At 63.1% G+C, this 17,276-nt stretch carries 18 protein-coding genes and 2 tRNA genes; 13 read left to right on the top strand and 7 right to left on the bottom strand.

Annotated elements, in window-relative coordinates:
• Positions 1-47: 47 nt before the first annotated feature.
• Entirely contained in the window at positions 48-614 is a 567-nt protein-coding gene (locus tag ACEWPL_RS03525; RefSeq protein ID WP_393930071.1) for a YceD family protein, read from the bottom strand.
• 90 nt (positions 615-704) lie between these two features.
• Between ACEWPL_RS03525 and ACEWPL_RS03520 the strand changes: the two genes are divergently transcribed.
• From ACEWPL_RS03520 to ACEWPL_RS03510, 3 genes are read left to right on the top strand one after another with little or no spacing between them, the layout of a single operon-like run.
• The gene (locus tag ACEWPL_RS03520) at positions 705-1,166 is read left to right on the top strand and encodes an outer membrane protein assembly factor BamE (RefSeq protein ID WP_393930073.1); all 462 of its coding nucleotides are present in this window, start codon (positions 705-707) and stop codon (positions 1,164-1,166) included.
• A gap of 24 nt (positions 1,167-1,190) precedes the next feature.
• A complete protein-coding gene (locus ACEWPL_RS03515) occupies positions 1,191-1,928 on the top strand; it encodes a GNAT family N-acetyltransferase (RefSeq protein ID WP_393930075.1) in 738 nt (245 codons plus the stop codon).
• 8 nt (positions 1,929-1,936) lie between these two features.
• Positions 1,937-3,754, top strand: a complete 1,818-nt coding sequence (locus ACEWPL_RS03510; RefSeq protein ID WP_393930077.1) for an ABC-F family ATP-binding cassette domain-containing protein — start codon at positions 1,937-1,939, stop codon at positions 3,752-3,754.
• A 10-nt stretch (positions 3,755-3,764) separates the two neighbouring features.
• Here the strand turns inward: ACEWPL_RS03510 and ACEWPL_RS03505 are convergent, their stop codons facing one another.
• The 3 genes from ACEWPL_RS03505 to mepK all read right to left on the bottom strand — a co-directional run bounded on the left by ACEWPL_RS03505 (position 3,765) and on the right by mepK (position 5,613).
• Entirely contained in the window at positions 3,765-4,829 is a 1,065-nt protein-coding gene (locus tag ACEWPL_RS03505) for an AbrB family transcriptional regulator (RefSeq protein ID WP_393930079.1), read from the bottom strand.
• Between the two features lie 60 nt (positions 4,830-4,889).
• Positions 4,890-4,963: transfer RNA gene (locus tag ACEWPL_RS03500), tRNA-Gly, on the bottom strand.
• An 80-nt stretch (positions 4,964-5,043) separates the two neighbouring features.
• Positions 5,044-5,613 (bottom strand): peptidoglycan L,D-endopeptidase MepK, encoded by a 570-nt coding sequence (gene mepK, locus ACEWPL_RS03495; RefSeq protein WP_393930081.1) that lies wholly within the window; start codon positions 5,611-5,613, stop codon positions 5,044-5,046.
• Between the two features lie 105 nt (positions 5,614-5,718).
• On the opposite strand from mepK, the gene ACEWPL_RS03490 reads away from it, so the two are divergent.
• Genes ACEWPL_RS03490 through ACEWPL_RS03470 form a run of 5 tightly spaced genes read left to right on the top strand, consistent with a single transcriptional unit; the run spans position 5,719 to position 10,191 of the window.
• Positions 5,719-5,904, top strand: coding sequence for a hypothetical protein (locus tag ACEWPL_RS03490; RefSeq protein WP_393930083.1), 186 nt, complete (start codon positions 5,719-5,721; stop codon positions 5,902-5,904).
• A 22-nt stretch (positions 5,905-5,926) separates the two neighbouring features.
• Positions 5,927-7,573 carry a L,D-transpeptidase family protein gene (locus ACEWPL_RS03485; RefSeq protein ID WP_476454012.1) on the top strand — a complete coding sequence of 549 codons (1,647 nt, stop codon included), beginning with the start codon at positions 5,927-5,929 and terminating at the stop codon, positions 7,571-7,573.
• Positions 7,574-7,603: 30 nt separating this feature from the next.
• A complete protein-coding gene (gene lpxD, locus ACEWPL_RS03480; protein WP_393930085.1) occupies positions 7,604-8,695 on the top strand; it encodes a UDP-3-O-(3-hydroxymyristoyl)glucosamine N-acyltransferase in 1,092 nt (363 codons plus the stop codon).
• A gap of 30 nt (positions 8,696-8,725) precedes the next feature.
• Positions 8,726-8,983 carry an acyl carrier protein gene (locus ACEWPL_RS03475; protein WP_393930088.1) on the top strand — a complete coding sequence of 86 codons (258 nt, stop codon included), beginning with the start codon at positions 8,726-8,728 and terminating at the stop codon, positions 8,981-8,983.
• Positions 8,980-10,191 carry a beta-ketoacyl-[acyl-carrier-protein] synthase family protein gene (locus ACEWPL_RS03470; RefSeq protein WP_393930091.1) on the top strand — a complete coding sequence of 404 codons (1,212 nt, stop codon included), beginning with the start codon at positions 8,980-8,982 and terminating at the stop codon, positions 10,189-10,191. Before ACEWPL_RS03475 ends, ACEWPL_RS03470 begins: the two co-directional genes overlap by 4 nt.
• Positions 10,192-10,390: 199 nt before the next feature.
• On the opposite strand, the gene ACEWPL_RS03465 is transcribed toward ACEWPL_RS03470, so the two are convergent.
• From ACEWPL_RS03465 to ACEWPL_RS03455, 3 genes are all read right to left on the bottom strand, one after another.
• Positions 10,391-11,725: a dicarboxylate/amino acid:cation symporter gene (locus ACEWPL_RS03465; protein ID WP_393930093.1), complete on the bottom strand. Its 1,335-nt coding sequence runs from the start codon at positions 11,723-11,725 to the stop codon at positions 10,391-10,393.
• 349 nt (positions 11,726-12,074) lie between these two features.
• Positions 12,075-12,377 (bottom strand): hypothetical protein, encoded by a 303-nt coding sequence (locus tag ACEWPL_RS03460; protein ID WP_393930095.1) that lies wholly within the window; start codon positions 12,375-12,377, stop codon positions 12,075-12,077.
• Positions 12,378-12,535: 158 nt separating this feature from the next.
• Complete coding sequence (locus tag ACEWPL_RS03455; RefSeq protein ID WP_393930097.1) at positions 12,536-13,273, bottom strand: invasion associated locus B family protein; 738 nt, start codon at positions 13,271-13,273, stop codon at positions 12,536-12,538.
• A gap of 468 nt (positions 13,274-13,741) precedes the next feature.
• Here ACEWPL_RS03455 and ACEWPL_RS03450 point away from each other — a divergent pair, with 468 nt between their 5' ends.
• From ACEWPL_RS03450 to ACEWPL_RS03430, 5 genes are all read left to right on the top strand, one after another.
• A complete protein-coding gene (locus ACEWPL_RS03450) occupies positions 13,742-15,289 on the top strand; it encodes a helicase HerA-like domain-containing protein (protein WP_393930099.1) in 1,548 nt (515 codons plus the stop codon).
• Positions 15,290-15,383: 94 nt separating this feature from the next.
• Positions 15,384-15,983 (top strand): HU family DNA-binding protein, encoded by a 600-nt coding sequence (locus ACEWPL_RS03445; protein WP_393930101.1) that lies wholly within the window; start codon positions 15,384-15,386, stop codon positions 15,981-15,983.
• An 18-nt stretch (positions 15,984-16,001) separates the two neighbouring features.
• Positions 16,002-16,076, top strand: a tRNA-Val gene (locus ACEWPL_RS03440).
• A gap of 256 nt (positions 16,077-16,332) precedes the next feature.
• A complete protein-coding gene (locus ACEWPL_RS03435) occupies positions 16,333-16,728 on the top strand; it encodes a VOC family protein (protein WP_393930103.1) in 396 nt (131 codons plus the stop codon).
• 24 nt (positions 16,729-16,752) lie between these two features.
• Positions 16,753-17,271, top strand: coding sequence for a Twin-arginine translocation pathway signal (locus ACEWPL_RS03430; protein WP_393930105.1), 519 nt, complete (start codon positions 16,753-16,755; stop codon positions 17,269-17,271).
• The last annotated feature ends 5 nt before the right edge of the window (positions 17,272-17,276 follow it).

Below are 17,276 nucleotides of genomic sequence, written 5' to 3'. Positions count from 1 at the left end.
CAGCGAATTGCAACATCTGCAAGCGAATTCTCGCACGTCAGACGCGGCTACTTGTCATCCTTCATCTGGGCCCGAAGCGCGGCCAGACCGGCAAAGGGTTTGACCGCATCATCGTCCAGCGGCGCCTGGCCCGGAGGGGCGGCGATGGCGGCCGTGGGCTCGATGCCGTCCTTGCGCGGATAATCGGGCAGGGCCAGCGCCACCGCCTCGATCAGCACGCGCGCGAGGTCGATCACGTCGCCCAGCGGCTCTTCGGTATCGTCCTCGGGCATCTCCACGCCGTCATCCGGTGTCGGGGCCAGCTCTTCGGGGTGCGGCATATCGGTGAGAAAGCGGCGCTCTACCTTGGAATCGACGCGGGTCGTCACCGGCTCCAGCGTGGCCACGCATTCCTGCTGCGCGGTCGCACCCAGATCCGCCTTCAGTTGCCAGTCGCGCCGGCCCAGCGGCGCCAGCGTGCCCCGAAAGGTCAGCTTGCGCAGGGCAATCACGCCCAGTTCCTCGGCCATCGCGGCGCGCATCTGTGCATCCGGCACGATATCGAAGCTGAGCGTGGTGCCCTTGGGCAGTTCGGCCACGCGCAGCGCGACGGGATCTTTCAGCAGCTTTGCCATGGCGCGAAACGCTTCCTTTCTTGAACCTCGGGTATGGAGTGTTGTAAGCGGGATAAAAGGCCCGGCGGGCCGGGATGCAAGAGGGCAGTCATGTTCGGAACCCATTTTTCGCTGAAAGCCTGCGCCATGGTGCTTGCCCTTGTCGGCTTTGGTGCCGTTGCGGGCTGCACCGCGACTTATCAGAATCATGGCTATGTGCCCCCTGACGAGGATCTGGCGCAACTGGCGCCCGGCGTCGACACGCGCGCAACCGTCGATGACGTGATCGGTGCGCCCTCGGCCTCGGGGATGCTGTCGGGCGGCGACTATTACTATGTACGCAGCCGCGTCAAACATTACGGCATGCTGCGCCCCGAGGTGATCGACCGTCAGGTTCTGGCGATCAGCTTTGATCAGCAGGGAGTGGTTTCGAATATCGAGCGCTTCGATTTGCGTGACGGCAGTATCGTGCCGCTCTCGCGCCGCGTTACGGATTCGAGCGTGCAGGGCAAAGGCTTCCTGCAGCAGATGCTGGGCAATATCGGCAACATCAACCCGGCTGACTTCTTCTAGGGCGACGGGGCCGGGGGTGCGCCTGTGATCGCCCCTTCATCCGGGCGCCGCTACATCGCGCGGCCCGCCGCAGGGCCGGGCGATCTGGCGGCGGTGCAGGCATTGCGCACGCGGGCTTTCGGCCTCACCCGCGCCGATAGCGATGCGTTCGACGCGCAGTGCACGCATATCGTGGTCGAGGATCGGCGCGAGGGGCGGCTTGTCGCGGGTTTCCGCCTCATGCCGCTGGCGGGCGCCGACATCACCCGCAGCTATGCCGCTCAGTTCTATGATCTAACTGCGCTGGCCGGCTATCCAGGACGCATCACCGAGCTTGGCCGGTTCTGCGTCGATCCCGCCGCGCGCGATCCCGACATCCTGCGCGCCGCCTGGGGCCAGATCACCGCCCATGTCGATGACAAGGGTGTTGCGCTGCTGATCGGTTGCACCTCCTTTCTCGGCACCGATCCCGCCCCCTATCGCCAGGCCTTTGCCGCGCTGGCCGCGCATCACCTTGCCCCGCCCGCATGGAGGCCGCAGCGCCGCACCGCAAACGCCGTGCCGCTGGCGGGCGAGGTCACGGATCCCGCTGCCGCGCGGGCGATGATGCCGCCGCTCTTGCGCAGTTATCTGGGCATGGGCGGCTGGGTCAGCGACCACGCGGTGATCGATCCGGCAATGAACACGATCCACGTCTTTACGGGGCTCGAGATCGCCCGCATCCCCGAGGCGCGCAAGCGCCGCCTGCGCAGCACGCTTGACGGCGACCGCGCGGCACGGTAGCGGGCGCCATGGCAGCACGTCCCCCTCTTTTACAGCTTTCCGATATCTCCCTCACCTTCGGGGGCGATCCCGTCTTTGCCGACCTCTCGCTTGTCGTCCAGCCGGGTGACCGGGTGGCGCTGGTCGGCCGCAACGGATCGGGCAAATCCACCCTGATGAAGGTGATGGCGGGCCTGGTCGAGCCGGACGCGGGCACGCGCGTCGTCGCCCCCGCCGCCTCGGTCGGCTACATGGAGCAGGACCCGGACATGTCCGGCTTTGCCACGCTGGGCGATTTCGCCGCCAGTCAGTTGGACCCGGCCGAGCATTACCGCGTGGAGATGGCCGGTGAGGGCCTGAAATTCGATCCCGCCCGCCCGGTCGAGACCGCCTCGGGCGGCGAACGGCGCCGCGCCGCGCTGGCCAAGCTGATGGCCGAAGCGCCCGAGCTGATGCTGCTGGACGAGCCGACGAATCATCTGGATATCGAGGCGATCGCCTGGTTGGAGAATACGCTGAAAGAGACGCGCACCGGCTATGTCCTGATCAGCCACGACCGCGCATTTCTGCGTGAGCTGACGCGCGCAACCCTCTGGATCGACAGGGGAATGGTGCGCCGGCAGGAAAAGGGGTTTACCCATTTCGAGGAATGGCGCGACAAGGTTTGGGAAGACGAGGATCAGCAGCGCCACAAGCTGAACCGCAAGATCAAGTCGGAGGCCCGTTGGGCCGTCGAGGGCATCAGCGCCCGGCGCAAGCGCAACCAGGGCCGCGTGCGTGCGTTGCAGGATTTGCGGGCCGAGCGCAGCAGTCAGATCAAGCGTCAGGGCGCCGCCGCCATGGCGCTGGAGGCCGGGCCGAAATCCGGCAAGAAGGTGATTGAGGCGGAAGGAATATCAAAGGCTTACGACGACAAGGTGATCCTGCAGGACTTCTCGCTGAGGGTGCTGCGGGGCGACCGGATCGCGCTGGTTGGGCCGAACGGCGTGGGCAAGACGACGTTGCTGAACATGCTTTTGGGGCAGGAGGCGCCCGATAGCGGCACCGTCAGCCTTGGGACCAACCTCATGCCCGCCGTGTTCGACCAGGCCCGCGCGCAGCTCGACCCCGAGATGAGCCTGTGGGATTCGTTGACCGGCGATCCCGAGATGCGCGTATCGGGCAAGGCCGATCAGATCCTCGTGCGCGGATCGCCGCGCCATGTGATCGGCTATCTCAAGGAATTCCTCTTTGACGAGGCGCAGGCGCGCGCGCCGGTGCGCTCACTCTCGGGCGGGGAGAAGGCACGGCTGCTGCTGGCCAAGCTGATGGCCCGCGAATCGAACCTTCTGGTGCTGGACGAGCCGACGAACGATCTGGATATCGAGACGCTGGACCTGCTTCAGGAGCTCTTGGACGACTACGATGGCACGATCATTCTCGTCAGCCACGACCGCGATTTTCTGGACCGCATCGCCACAACCACCATTGCGATGGAAGGCAATGGCCGCGCCACCGCCTATGCGGGCGGCTGGTCCGATTATCAGGCTCAGCGCCAGCCCGAATGGGCGGCCTCGGCCAGCCCTGCACCCAAGGACACATCAAAAGACAAGGGTAATACCCCGACGCCAAAGGAAAATCCCACCAAGCTCAGCTTTACCGAGAAGCACCGGCTGGCCGAATTGCCTGACGTGATCACGCGGCTCGAAGCCGAGATCGGCAAGCTCGAAGGGCTGATGGCCGACCCCGATTTGTTCACGCGCGAGCCGGTGAAATTCCGCAAGGCGACCGAGGCGCTGACCGCGCGGCAAAAGGCGCTGGCCAAGGCCGAGGAAGAGTGGCTGACGCTGGAAGAAAAGGCCGGCTGACGCGCGCGCTTCAGCTCTTGGCGCGCAGCCGCGGACCCAACGCGGTCACCGCGACGACCGTGATCAGGATGCGCAGAATGTGATGCATCGTGACGAAAGCGGGGTTCGCGGCCATGCTGAGCGCGATCAGGCCCATTTCGGTCACGCCGCCCGGGGCGAAGCTGATCAAAAGCGTGTCGAACGCCTCGCCCAAGAAGGGCCTGAGCAGCGCGGCGATCCCCGCCGCGAGTAGCAGCATACCGCCCACCGATACGACGGCCAGCCCCGCGCCGCGCAGGATCAGGCCGCGCCCGATGCCCGCGAACCGGGTGCCGAGCGCGGTTCCGATCACGACCTGCGCAACATTCACCAGCCAGGGCGGCACATCCAGATGCACCAGCCCCGTCAGGTTCAGCACCGCCGCGACAACCAGCGGACCGGTCAGCTGCGGCGCGGGCAGCCGCGCGGCGCGCCCCAGGGCCCAGCCGACCAGACCGGCGAGGGCCAGCAGGGGCAGGGCGCTCCACGGCACGGGGCCCTGGGCCATGCTGACGCCTGCCGCACTGCCCACCGGCGCGCCCAGATACAGAGACATGCCAAAGGGCAGGACGGTGACGACAACGATGATGCGCAGGAATTGCTGGGTCATCAGTCGCGGCAGATCCGCGCCCGCAGCCTCCCCCAGTGCGATGCTCTCGTAAAGGCCGCCGGGGGCCGCGGCGAAGAAGGCGGTGGGGCGGTCAAACCCGCCGATGCGGCGAAAAAGAAGGTAGTTGCTCCCCAGTGCCAGAAGAACAAACGCGGTCAGCGCGCCGATGCTGAGCATGAGGCCAGGCGCGTTACGGAACAGATCGGGCGCGACCTGCGCACCGATCATCAGCCCGATCATCGCGATGAAACTTTCGCGCAAAGGCTGCGGAAATCGATAACCCGTCGGCAAAAATCGCGCGGCTCGGCTGCAGGCGATAGCGCCAACTGCAATGAGGGGGCCAAGCATGAAGGGCAGCGGCGTCGACAGCGCCTTTGCCACGAATGCAGCAAGGGTGCCAAGCGCGAGAAGGACGAGGGTGGTCGCGGCGCGTGCGGTCCGGCTCATGAGGATCGCCGTGTCATGTCCATCGCTGCATCGGATGCGCCTGCGCGTCAGTGGCCGGGATGGAGCGGGTAACGGGAATCGAACCCGTAACTAAAGCTTGGGAAGCTGCCGTGATACCTTTTCACCATACCCGCCACACCTGATCTGGTAGCACCGGACGCGGGCGAGATTCAAGGTGAAAACGCGGAACCTGAGGACTGAGCGAGGGGGCGTATCAGCCGCCCCAGCTGCGCACCGTACCGCAATCCATATGCACGAAATTCGAGCGCGAGTAGCGGCCCACACCGCCTGCGCGGCAGGCCATGGCCGCCTTGCTCATCTGGCCGACCGAGCGCGAGCCGAGCCGCAGATCGGCGGCCTGACCCTTGAGATGGAGCGAGTTCTTGGCGACCCCGCCGGAGCGGCTGCGCAACATCGCGTTCGTCTTGGGGCTGCGGTAACCCGACAGGAGCGTGTAGGGCTCGGACGTGTCCAGCAGATTGTGCGCGGCGGCCATGATATCTACCGTGCGTACATCGATGCCCTTGATGTCGTTCGTGCGCCAGTCGCGCATGAAGGCCGAGATTTCGTTCACGGCGTCACGAATGTATTCGCCTTCGATCCAATAGATCGTGTCTATCTTCTCGCCCGTGCGGGGCGAGGACATGCGCAGGCGGCGAATATCGCCGGCGCCGCGCAGAAGTCCGAAAGCGTTGCCATAAGATGGGGCCGCAACGAGTGCGGATGCCGCGAACGCGCCCAAAAGCGCACGCCGCGACAGGCTGGTCGTTCTGGAATCGGTCATTGATTTGCCTGTCCGTCGCTTCAAATTATACCCCGCTTGGCGCGGGCGTTTCATCTTCCCCCAGATGCATTTGTAGCTATGGCATATTAAGAATCGCTAACCAAGATGAAGGTTCCCGATTTTTATTTTGGCAATGTATTTCGGCACATTTCCGCGCATTTCCACGTGGGCGTCACCCGGTTGCAATGGGCTGATGCGTTTGCGCCGCAAACAGCCAAGCTTTGGCACGATCACGGAAAAATGGGTAGACAATCGCCCGGCGGCCCGGCTGATTGGGGGATGCTGCTGTAATTACCGAGTGTCGGGGGACTACATGACCATTGCCGCCTTTTTCCAGATCACGCCCCGCAGGGATTCGCGCCGCGTGCCGGGCGCGCGGCGTGCGATGCTGCCGACAATCGCGGCGCTGATGATCCTTGCCGCGCCGCCCGCGGCGATGGCGGGCGTGACCGCGTTCAAGCAGGCGGTGGCGGAAGGCGCCGCGCGCGAGGACGGATTGGCAGCGCATTACCGCGCCAGCGGATTCGAGGCGATCTGGACCCTCCAGGACGAGACCGGCCGCGCGCGCCGTCAGGCGCTGCTGCAGGCAATTGACGAAGCGTCCGCGCATGGTCTGCCGGCCAGCCGTTATGATGCGCCGGGCCTTCTTGCGATGATGCGTGCCGCGCGCACTCCGCGCGATCTGGGCGCGGTCGAGGTCGAAATGTCGCGCGTCTTCCTGCGCCTTGCCCATGACATGCACACTGGCATTCTGACCCCCTCGCGCGTCGTCAGCGATATCGTGCGCGACGTGCCCCTGCGCAGCGACGAAGAACTTCTGACCGGCTTTGCCGCTAGCGCACCTGCCGGGTTCTTTCGCAATCTGGCGCCGAAATCAGGCGAATACGCGCGACTTCTGCGCGAAAAAACCCGGCTTGAGGGAATGTTGGCGACCGGCGGTTGGGGCCCTGCAGTGCCTGCGACGTCCCTGGCGCCCGGCCAATCCGGCCCCGAGGTGGTCGTGCTGCGCAACCGTTTGATGCGGATGGGATATCTGGATCGGACCGCGACGGGCACCTATGACATCCCGATCATGCAGGCCGTGCAGAAATTCCAGGCGGCGCACGGCCTTGTGGCCGACGGCACCGCGGGCGCCTCGACCATGGCCGAGATCAACAAGCCGATTTCCGAGCGTCTGCCCATGCTGCATGTCGCGATGGAGCGCGAGCGCTGGCTGAACAAGCCGCGCGGACAGCGCCACATCCTGGTCAACCTTGCTGATTTTACCGCGCGCATCATGGATGACGACAGCCTGACCTTCGAGACCCGCGCCGTGATCGGTAAGGATACCTCGGGCCAGCGCAGCCCCGAGTTTTCGGACGAGATGGAGTATCTCGAGATCAATCCGGTCTGGAACGTCCCGCGCTCGATCACGGTCAAGGAATACCTGCCGCAAATGCAGCGCAATCGTGGCGCGGCTGGGCACCTCAAGCTCTATAATTCGCGTGGGCAGGAGGTCAGCCGGGCCAATGTCAATTTCAACGCCTACTCGGCCCGGACCTTTCCTTTCGCACTGAAGCAGCCGCCCTCGAACCGCAATGCGTTGGGGCTGGTCAAGTTCATGTTTCCGAACAAGTATAACATCTACCTGCATGACACGCCGTCCAAGGATCTCTTCAACCGCAATGTGCGCGCGTTCAGCCATGGCTGCATCCGCCTGCAGCGGCCCTTCGATTTCGCCTATGAAATCCTGTCCCGGCAGGAGGCCGACCCCAAGACCTATTTCGACCGCATCCTGAATTCCGGCCGCCAGACGCAGGTGCCGCTGAAACAGAAGATTCCCGTGCATATCATCTACCGCACCGCCACCGTGCCTGCCAAAGGTCCGGTACAATATCGCGACGATATCTATGGCCGCGACGGCAAGATCTGGGACGCGCTGCAAAAGGCGGGGGTTTCACTGCCCGCCGTTCAGGGATAGATATCGCACCGCCAAGCCAAGGGGTGCGCCATGTCCTACACCATTGATGAAATCGCCAAATCGCTCGGGGCCACGGTCCTTGGCGACGGGTCCATCCAAGTCGGTGCCTTGGCCGAGCCTGCGGATGCCGGCCCGGATGATCTGGCCCTCGCGACCAAGCCCGAATATGCCGAAGGCCTGCCCAAGGGCCGCGCGCGCGCCGCGCTGATCTGGGAGGGCGCGGATTGGCAGGCGCTGGGGCTGAAGGCGGCCATCGTCGCGCCGCGCCCGCGCTATGCCATGTCGGGCCTCACCGCCATGATGGATTTGGGCGAGGGTTGGGGCGAGGGTATCCACCCCTCGGCCATCATCGATGGCAGTGCCGAACTGGGCGAGGGCGTGCATGTCGGGCCGCTCACGGTCATCGGACGCGGCGCGCGCATCGGCGCGGGCACCCGCATCGGCCCGCAAGTCACGATTGGCGCGGATGCGGTCATTGGCGAGGGTGGCCTCATTCGCGAGGGTGTGCGCGTTGCCGCCCGGGTACGCATCGGGGCACGCGTCATCATCAATCCCGGCGCGGTTGTCGGCGGCGACGGCTTCAGCTTTGTCACGCCTGAGAAATCGGGCGTCGAGTCCGTGCGCGAGACACTGGGCGATCAGGGCGATACCGCCGCGCAATCCTATGTGCGTATTCACAGCCTCGGCTCGGTCCGCCTGGGCGATGATGTCGAGGTGGGCGCGAATGCGGCCATCGACCGGGGCACCATCCGCGACACGGTCATCGGCGATCGCACCAAGATCGATACCCTGGTCATGGTGGCCCACAACGTGGTGGTCGGCACCGATACGCTGCTTTGCGGACTGGTCGGCATCGCAGGCTCGTCGCGGATCGGCAATAACGTAGTGCTGGCCGGGCAGGTGGGCGTCGGCGACAACCTTTTCGTCGGCGATAACGTCATCGCGGGCGGCGGCACCAAGATCCTTTCGAACGTGCCTGCGGGCCGCGTCATCCTGGGCTACCCTGCGATGAAGATGGATGCGCATATCGACATGTACAAACATCTGCGGCGTCTGGGCCGGCTGGTGGCTGACGTCGCGCAGCTGAAGAAATCGGTTTCCAAGGCCGAACAGAGCGACTAAATCGGGGCCACTCGTCCAAGGAGACATGGCATGAGCATACCGGACCGCGTGATCGCCATCATCGCCGAGCAGGCCATGCTGGAGCCGTCCGACGTCACGCTGGACAGTTCGCTCGAGGATCTGGGCGTCGACAGTCTGGGTCTTGTCGAGAGCATATTTGCCATTGAGGAAGAGTTCGACATCAACGTGCCCTTCAACGCGAACGAGCCGACGGCAGGGGATTTCGATATCTCGACGGTCGGCGCCATCGCGGCTGGGGTGCAGCGGCTGATCGCAGAGCAGACGTGAAACGTGTCGTCATCACCGGCGCAGGTACGATCAACGCGCTGGGGAAGGATGTCCCTGAAACGCTGGAGGCCATGCGCGAGGGCCGCTGCGGCATCAGCGAGCTGGAGTTCCGCGATGTCGAGCGCCTGGCCATCCGCATCGGCGGGCAGGTCAAGGATTACGACCCCGAGGTGGATTTCACCCGCCAGCAGCTGGCCCTCTATGACCGCTTCACCCAGTTCACCCTGATCGCCGCGCGCGAGGCGGTCCAGCAATCGGGCCTCGATTTTACCGAAGAGTTATCGCTGCGCTCGGGCGTCGTTCTGGGCAATTCGGGGGGCGGCATGACCACCCTCGACGAGAATTACCGCTCGGTCTACGAGGACGGCAAGAACCGCGTGCATCCCTTCGTCGTGCCCAAGCTGATGAACAATGCGGCGGCCAGCCATGTCTCGATGGCCTGGGGCCTGCGCGGGCCCAGCTTTACCGTCTCGACCGCCTGCGCGTCCTCTAATCACGCGATGGCGCAGGCGTTTCAGATGGTGCATGGCGGGCTTTGCCCCGTGATGCTGACCGGCGGGTCCGAGTCCATGCTGTGCTTTGGCGGGGTCAAGGCCTGGGAGGGCTTGCGCGTCATGTCGAAGGACGGATGCCGCCCCTTCTCAGCCAACCGCAACGGCATGGTGCAGGGTGAGGGTGCGGGGATCTTCGTCTTCGAGGAATACGAGCACGCACGCGCCCGCTGCGCCGAGATCCTGGCCGAAGTAGTCGGATACGCCATGTCCTCGGACGCCTCGGACATTGTCATGCCCTCCAAGGACGGCGCGGCCCGCACCATATCGGGCGCGATGTGCGACGCGCGGGTGAACCCCGAGGAGGTCGGCTACATCAACGCGCATGGCACCGGAACGGCGGCCAATGACAAGACCGAATGCGCCGCCGTCGCGGATGTCTTTGGCCGGCACGCGGACAAGTTGATGATTTCCTCGACCAAATCCATGCACGGCCACCTGATCGGCGGCACCGGCGCGGTCGAGCTTCTGGCCTGCATCATGGCCCTGCGCGACGGCGTGATCGCGCCCACAATCAACTACGACGAGCCGGACCCGGAATGCGCCCTCGATGTCGTCCCCAACGAGGCCCGCGAGGCTAAGGTCGAAGTGGCACTGAACAATGCCTTCGCATTTGGCGGACTGAATGCGGTTTTGGCGCTGAGGCGGGCCGGGTAGAGGCGCTGGTTGGTCTGCGAGGTGGGCTCGACTGTGATCGACGATGCGTGGCAGGTACTGATATCCGCTGGGCGGACGAAGCTGCAATTCGTAGCGTTCACCGAAGGCTTGGTCTACTCGGACAAACTCAGACACGTGTGTCTGAACAGTCAAAGATTTGCTACTTTGCCTCCACCGTATTGTAAAAGATGCAACTCCCTCAAGAGGTGGGTGCAGTGGCATGGTGCGGCAGGTGCGGCATGTCGTCGATGATGCCAGCTGTGGGGTTTCCGAAGACCTCGAGATCGACTTTCCCCTCACCCTTAGCAACGATCGTGGTGACGACTGCGTCACCGGTGATGTTGACCGCCGTGCGGATCATGTCCATCAGCCTGTCCACCCCGAGGATGATCGCGATGCCCTCGATGGGCAGCCCCACTTGGCTTAGAACCATCGTCAACATCACAAGACCTACGCCGGGCACGCCCGCCGTCCCGATAGACGCCAGTATGGCCATACCGATCACTGTGATGTAGCCGCCAAGCCCCAGATCAATGCCGTAGACATTCGCGAGAAACACCGTGGCAACCCCTTGCATAATCGCGGTGCCATCCATGTTGATTGTGGCCCCAAACGGAATACAGAATGAGGCGACACCCTTGTCGACGCCCACACGCTGGGTCACCGAACGATATGTCACCGGGATCGTCGCATTCGAGCTTGCCGTAGAGAACGCAAAAACCTGTGCGGCTTGCATTTTCTTCATGAAAATGAACGGGTTCAGCCCACTTAGCAATTTGAGCAGTAGCGGCAGTGTCCCGAACAAGTGAAGCATTAGCGCCGCAACCAGCGTGATGACATAGCCGAGGACCGGAAGGAAAAGCCCCACGCCCTGTTCCGCGAAGGTCTTGGCGATCAGGCAGAATACGCCGTATGGCGCGAAGGCCATCACGATGCCGACGATCTTCATCATCAACTCGTTCATATAGGTGCAAGCCTCGATGAAGGGCTTGGACATATCGGCCAGCATCAGGACGGCCACGCCAAGCATCACCGTGTAGAAGATCACCTGCAACATATCGCCATTGGCAAACGCCGCAATCGGGTTGGTCGGCACGATGTTTGCGAATACATCCCAAACGGCAGGTGCGTCTTTGCCGGCGACGCCTGACGTGTCGATACCCTCCATCACGAAGCCTGAGCCGGGCCCGATGATGGTGGCAAGTACGATCGCCATCGCAATCGCACAGGCCGTTGTGAACAAGTAGAGGCCGAAAGACTTCCCCCCTACACGGCCCAGCACCCGAATGTCGCCGATGCCCGTGACCCCGCCGATCAGCGAGAAAAACACCAGCGGTACCACCAGCATTTTCAGCGCGTTGACGAACATCTTGCCCACCATCGCAAAGAAACCGCCAACGACATGCGTGTTTATGAAATCGGATTGTATTGAATTGAATATGACACCGACAACTATGCCAAGTCCCATGGCAATCATGATTTTCGCGGTCAGTGACATCTTGCCAGTGGGGCCGACCGTCTGAGTATCGCTCACGCTGTCTCTCCTACCACGATTTCAACTCGAGTGTGACACGAAAAGCAGGAATGTCAAAATTGGGCTGATTTCGTTGAAAAACTCGCCGCCTCGTCCCAACGGGTAGGATCAGCAGAATACTTTCCCTCGAAAAGGCCTTTCTGGAAACATGGTTTGCCAATGGCCACGTGATTAGAGCGATGTTCCAGATTCTAAGGCCGATCTTTGCGTGGCAGAGTTTTTCAACAGAATAGGCTCAAAGCGGACATCTGAGCCACTGGTTCCTGGTCCTGTGTTGGAAATGTCAGTGACAAGTTCAAATGCCAAAACGCAAACCGCCAAGACTGCGTTCACTTCAAGAAACAAAGGATCAGAGACCCTTGGCCTGCGCCTTGGCAGGAGCGCGGGCAAGCACGGTGCGGCCGGTGCGGGGACCCTCATCCTTGTCCTCCTTCTCGGTCATCAGCATGATCGCGACGCCGCATTGGACACCGGCATAGACGATCCCGTTGAGCACCCAGAAAACGATGACGGCCATGAGGCCGATGTCGGATGTGCTGACCAAGTGCCACAGGTTCGCGACGTTGAGCCACAGCAGCGTTGCCGTGAACGCGCCAGCGATGATGAAACCGATCACGCAATGGGTAATGTAGAAACGGACGATGGTGGGCATGGCGTCCTCCCTTTTGCTACCTTTATGATAGACTTTCGTCGCGCGCATTCAAGCGGAATAGCTGGTATCGGCGGAGCCGGGCCGTCGGACCGCAGCGTCCAAACGCAAAGGGGCGCGCCTTTCGGCACGCCCCTCAAAATACTATGTATCGTCGATGCTTACTCGGTGAATTCGCCGACAGCCTCGTAGCCTGCGGTGAAGCCCGCCAGCGACACATCGATGCGCACTTTTTGGTCGGGCGCTTGGGCGGGGACCAGCGTGATCTGCGCGGTGGCGCCGCGCTTGAACGTGTCGACATCCTCCTGGGTCAGACCCATCTGCGCAACGCAGCCCGCTTCGGTGCAGACGCGGTAGGGATAGCTCTTGGCGGTGGCGCCATCGACCGACAGCTTTAGCTCTTCGGTCAGCAGCGTGACCAGCGGAACGATTGCGGTAGCACCGGCAACGGCGGGCGCCTGACCTTCGATGCGAAAGACGCTGAACTCGGCGATGGGATTGCCGCCTGCCTCGCGCAGCAACTGGTAAAGCTGGCAGGGATCTTCGCCCTCGTCATTGCGGAAGCAGCGCAGGCTCCAATCGCCGAACTTCTCCTTGACGTAGACGGCGGGCTGCTCGTCGGTGACCTGCGTGCCAGTCGAAAAGGCGTTGCCGGTGCCGTCTGCTGCCCCTTCTGCCGGCGCAGCGGCATCGGTATCCGCATCGGCATCCGTATCGGCCTCGGTGGCCGTGCCGGTCTCGGTGGCCGTATCGGCCGCGGCGTCGGTGGAGGTCTCAGTGGAGGTCTCCGCGGTGCTCTCGGCTGCAGGCTCCTCGGTGGTGTCCTGTGCAAAGGCCGCGCCGGTGAGGCCGAGGGCCGCTGCTGCTGCGAAAGACAGAATGGAAATCGACTTGGGCATGACGTCCCCTTATTTCATTGAAGTTTCCAGCCGCATCTAACATGACGTGCGCGCGCTGTCAGGGGCAAAATGTCAGCTTGCGCGAACGAAGGGGCGGATTTCCGCGCGATGCAAGGGTAGGGGACGCATATCCGGCCTTTGCCGCGGCCATAGAAAAAGGGGCCGAATGGCCCCTTTCCCCGATATCTCCCTGCCGGACTTGGCCGACTTAATCATTGGGCGTGACGCTACGATACAAGGGAATCATCGTCAACAGTCAAAATGAGCCTTCCGTGCGCCGGAAGATCATGACGTAGCGCTTTGATAAAAAGGGCCGCACCCGAGGGCGCGGCCAGTCTGACAGGGAGGAATTTACCCCGGCACCCAGAGGACATGTGCGCCGGAATGAAAATGATACTGGCACCGATAGGTTAAGATTGTATGGTCTCGCGGCGCGCTGTGGCGCGGCAGTCTATCGGGGGCGTAAATATGAGTGACGGAATCTTCATCGGTGGGGGCGGACCGGACTATGGCGAGGCGCAGATGCTGGGCCTGAAATACGCCAACCGTCACGGCCTGATCGCGGGCGCAACGGGCACGGGCAAGACCGTCACCTTGCAGATCCTGGCCGAAGGATTCTCCGCTGCGGGCGTTCCGGTCTTCCTCTCGGACGTCAAGGGCGACCTTTCTGGCCTCGCCGAGGCCGGGAGCGCCGATTTCAAGCTGCATGAGGCCTTTGCCAGCCGTGCGCAGACGATTGGCCTGACCGACTACGCCTACACCGCCTTTCCCGTCACCTTCTGGGATCTTTTCGGCCAGCAGGGGCATCCAGTGCGCACCACCTTGGCCGAGATGGGCCCACTGCTGCTGAGCCGCCTGATGGAGCTGAGCGAGGCGCAGGAGGGCATCATGAACATCGCCTTCCGCGTCGCGGACGAGGAGGGGATGCCGCTGCTCGATCTCAAGGACTTGCAGGCGCTGCTGGTCTGGGTCGGCGAGAACCGCGATGCGCTGTCGCTGCGCTATGGCAATGTCTCGACCCAGTCGGTGGGCGCGATCCAGCGCCAGTTGATGGTGCTGGAGAACCAGGGCGGCGCGCAGCTTTTTGGCGAGCCCGCGCTGGAACTGGCCGACCTTATGCATGTCGGCGCCGACGGGCGCGGGCAGATCAACATCCTTGCCGCCGACAAACTGATGGGCGCGCCGCGCCTTTACGCCACCTTCCTGCTCTGGTTGCTCTCCGAGCTGTTCGAGACGCTGCCCGAGGTGGGCGATCCGGACAAACCCAAGCTGGTCTTCTTCTTTGACGAGGCGCATCTACTGTTCGATGACGCGCCCAAGGCGCTGGTCGACAAGGTCGAGCAGGTGGCGCGCCTCATCCGGTCGAAGGGCGTCGGCGTCTATTTCATCACCCAGAATCCTGATGACGTGCCCGAGGATATCCTGGGCCAGCTGGGCAACCGGTTCCAGCACGCGCTGCGGGCCTTCACCGCGCGCGACCGCAAGGCGCTCAGCCGGGCCGCCGAGACGTATCGCCCGAACGAGCGGTTCTCGACGGTCGATGCCATCCGCGATGTGGGCGTAGGCGAGGCGGTGACCTCTATGCTGCAGAAAAAAGGCGTGCCCGGCATTGTCGAGCGCACGCTGATCCGCCCGCCATCCTCGCGGCTGGGGCCGATTGATGAGACCGCCCGCCAAGCCGCGCTGAAAGCCTCTCCTGTGGTGGGCAAGTATGAGGCCAGCATCGACCGCAAATCCGCCTATGAAATCCTCAAATCCCGCGCCGATGAGGCCGCCGCCGAGGCCGCCCGCGCCGAAGAGGCTGCAGAAGAGCAGTCGATGGCCGAGCGCGAATTCAACGCGGGCCGCCGATATTCCGGAAACCGGGTGGATCGCTCGACCGCGCAGCGGCGCTCGGGCAGCACCGCAGGCAGCTTTGGCGAGGCGATTACCGGCGCTGTTCTGAAAGAGCTGAAGGGCACCACGGGCCGCCGCATCGTGCGCGGTATTCTGGGCGGCCTTTTCAAGGGCCGCTGAGGCCCGGCCGGCACGAAACACTGGTATAAAGCCTTGAGGGGCGTTATTCTGTTGCTGAGCAGGAAACAATAACAACCGACAAGGGGGCCGCCTCATGGCAAGCCGCAAACCAACAGGCAGCAAGACGAAATCCAAGACGCAAAAGCCCCGCAGGGCCAGTGCCGTGCCGCCCAATACACCTGCGCCCCTGCGCGAGCAGGCGGGAGCGACCACGATGGTTCCGGCACCCCCGCTGCCCGGCAAACCCGGCCCCGCCAAAGCAGCGAAACCTGCCGCCGCCAAGGCCCAGGACGCAGCGCAGAAGCGAGATGGCGAGGCCGCTCCACTCAAGAAGCAGGAATTGATGGCGCAGGTCGTCGCGCGCTCGGAAGTGGCCAAGAAACACGCGAAGCCGGTGATCGAAGCCATGCTGGACGTGCTGGGCGAGGCGCTGGCCGAGGGCCGCGATCTCAACCTGCAGCCCATGGGCAAGATCAAGCGCAAGCGCATGAACGAGACCGATACGGCCCGGATCGTGGTTGCCAATATCCGCCAGAAAAAATCCTCGGGCGAGTCGGAAGGGCGCGGCGCGCCGCCCTTGCCCGGAAGCACGCCCGGCAGCATCCCCGGAAACCTGCCCGGGACCGCCCCCACGGGGGCAGGCGCGCCGCTGCGCCACCCCCTGAAAGAAGCGGTTGCAGAGAGCGACGACTGACGCTAGAAAACGGCCCACGGGTGATTAGCTCAGTGGTAGAGCGCTTCGTTCACATCGAAGATGTCAGGAGTTCAAATCTCTTATCACCCACCATTTTCCTATTTCTGACGCGCGGATGACTGCTAAATAGAGCAGTCCCGACGCCAAAATGCACATACGGCACTTCTCATGCGGCACCTCTTTCGAGGTGCCGTTTTTGCATCTGAGTTGCCCTGATGCCCCCATGCTGATGCAGTGATCCGCAGCGGCAAAATGCCTGGCGCGGCGCCCGTAGTATTCACCTACTACCTCTTGCCCGATCTTTCGGCTTACCGTCGTATATTCTGTTCACGACTGTTTGGAAGGTATCATGGCCAAAGCACTACATTCGATGATTCGCGTTCTGGAGGAGGAGCGTTCGGTCGAATTCTATCAGAAGGCATTCGGGCTGAGCGTGGCTCAGCGGCTGGATTTCGACAGCTTCACGCTGGTTTACCTGTCGAATGACGAGGCGGCGTTCGAGCTGGAGTTGACGATCAACAAGGAGCGCACGGAGCCCTACGATCTGGGCGACGGCTATGGGCATCTGGCCTTCTGCGTCGACGATCTGGATCCCGAGCATGCCCGTTTTGAGGAGGCGGGTTGGGCACCGCGCAAATTGGTCGATTTCGAGCGCGAGGGGGCGCTCTTGGCGCGGTTCTTTTTCGTCAAGGACCCGGACGGCTACGAGATCGAGGTGATGCAGAAGCACGGAAGATATCAGTAAGGCAAAGTTCTAGGGAGGAACGACATGACACTGGAATTGAGGAAATTGACCCGGCGACAGCTTTTGTCGCGCGGGGTTGCAGCGGGGGCCGCGATCGTCGTCGGGCCGGGCTCCATCGCTGGCAGCAACGGCGCCTGGGCGTCGACGATGGACGCGCTCAAGCCCGAGACGATGGCGACGCTGGTGCAGATGGCGCGGGACATCTACCCGCATGATCAACTCGCGGATGAATTCTACGTCATCGCCGTCAAGGGATACGACGTGCCCGAGGCCGTGGACGAGACCGAGGCCGGGATTGCCGCTCTGGACGAGGCGGCGCGCAGCGCGGGCTTTGACAGCTACCTCAAGACCGGATGGGAAAAGGACCGCGTCGCGATCCTGACCAGCATGGAGGATACCGCGTTTTTCCAGAAGGTGCGCGGCGGGCTTGTGACCGGGCTTTATAATCAAAAAGCAGTCTGGCCGATCTTCGGTTACGAGGGCGAGAGCTATAGCCAGGGCGGCTATATCAATCGCGGCTTCGATGACATCGCTTGGATCTAAGGAAG

The sequence above is a fragment of the Roseovarius roseus genome, assembly GCF_043355935.2.
GTDB lineage: Bacteria > Pseudomonadota > Alphaproteobacteria > Rhodobacterales > Rhodobacteraceae > Roseovarius > Roseovarius roseus.
Note: the sequence above shows the minus strand (reverse complement) of the source record. Positions and strands in the feature narration are given on the sequence as shown.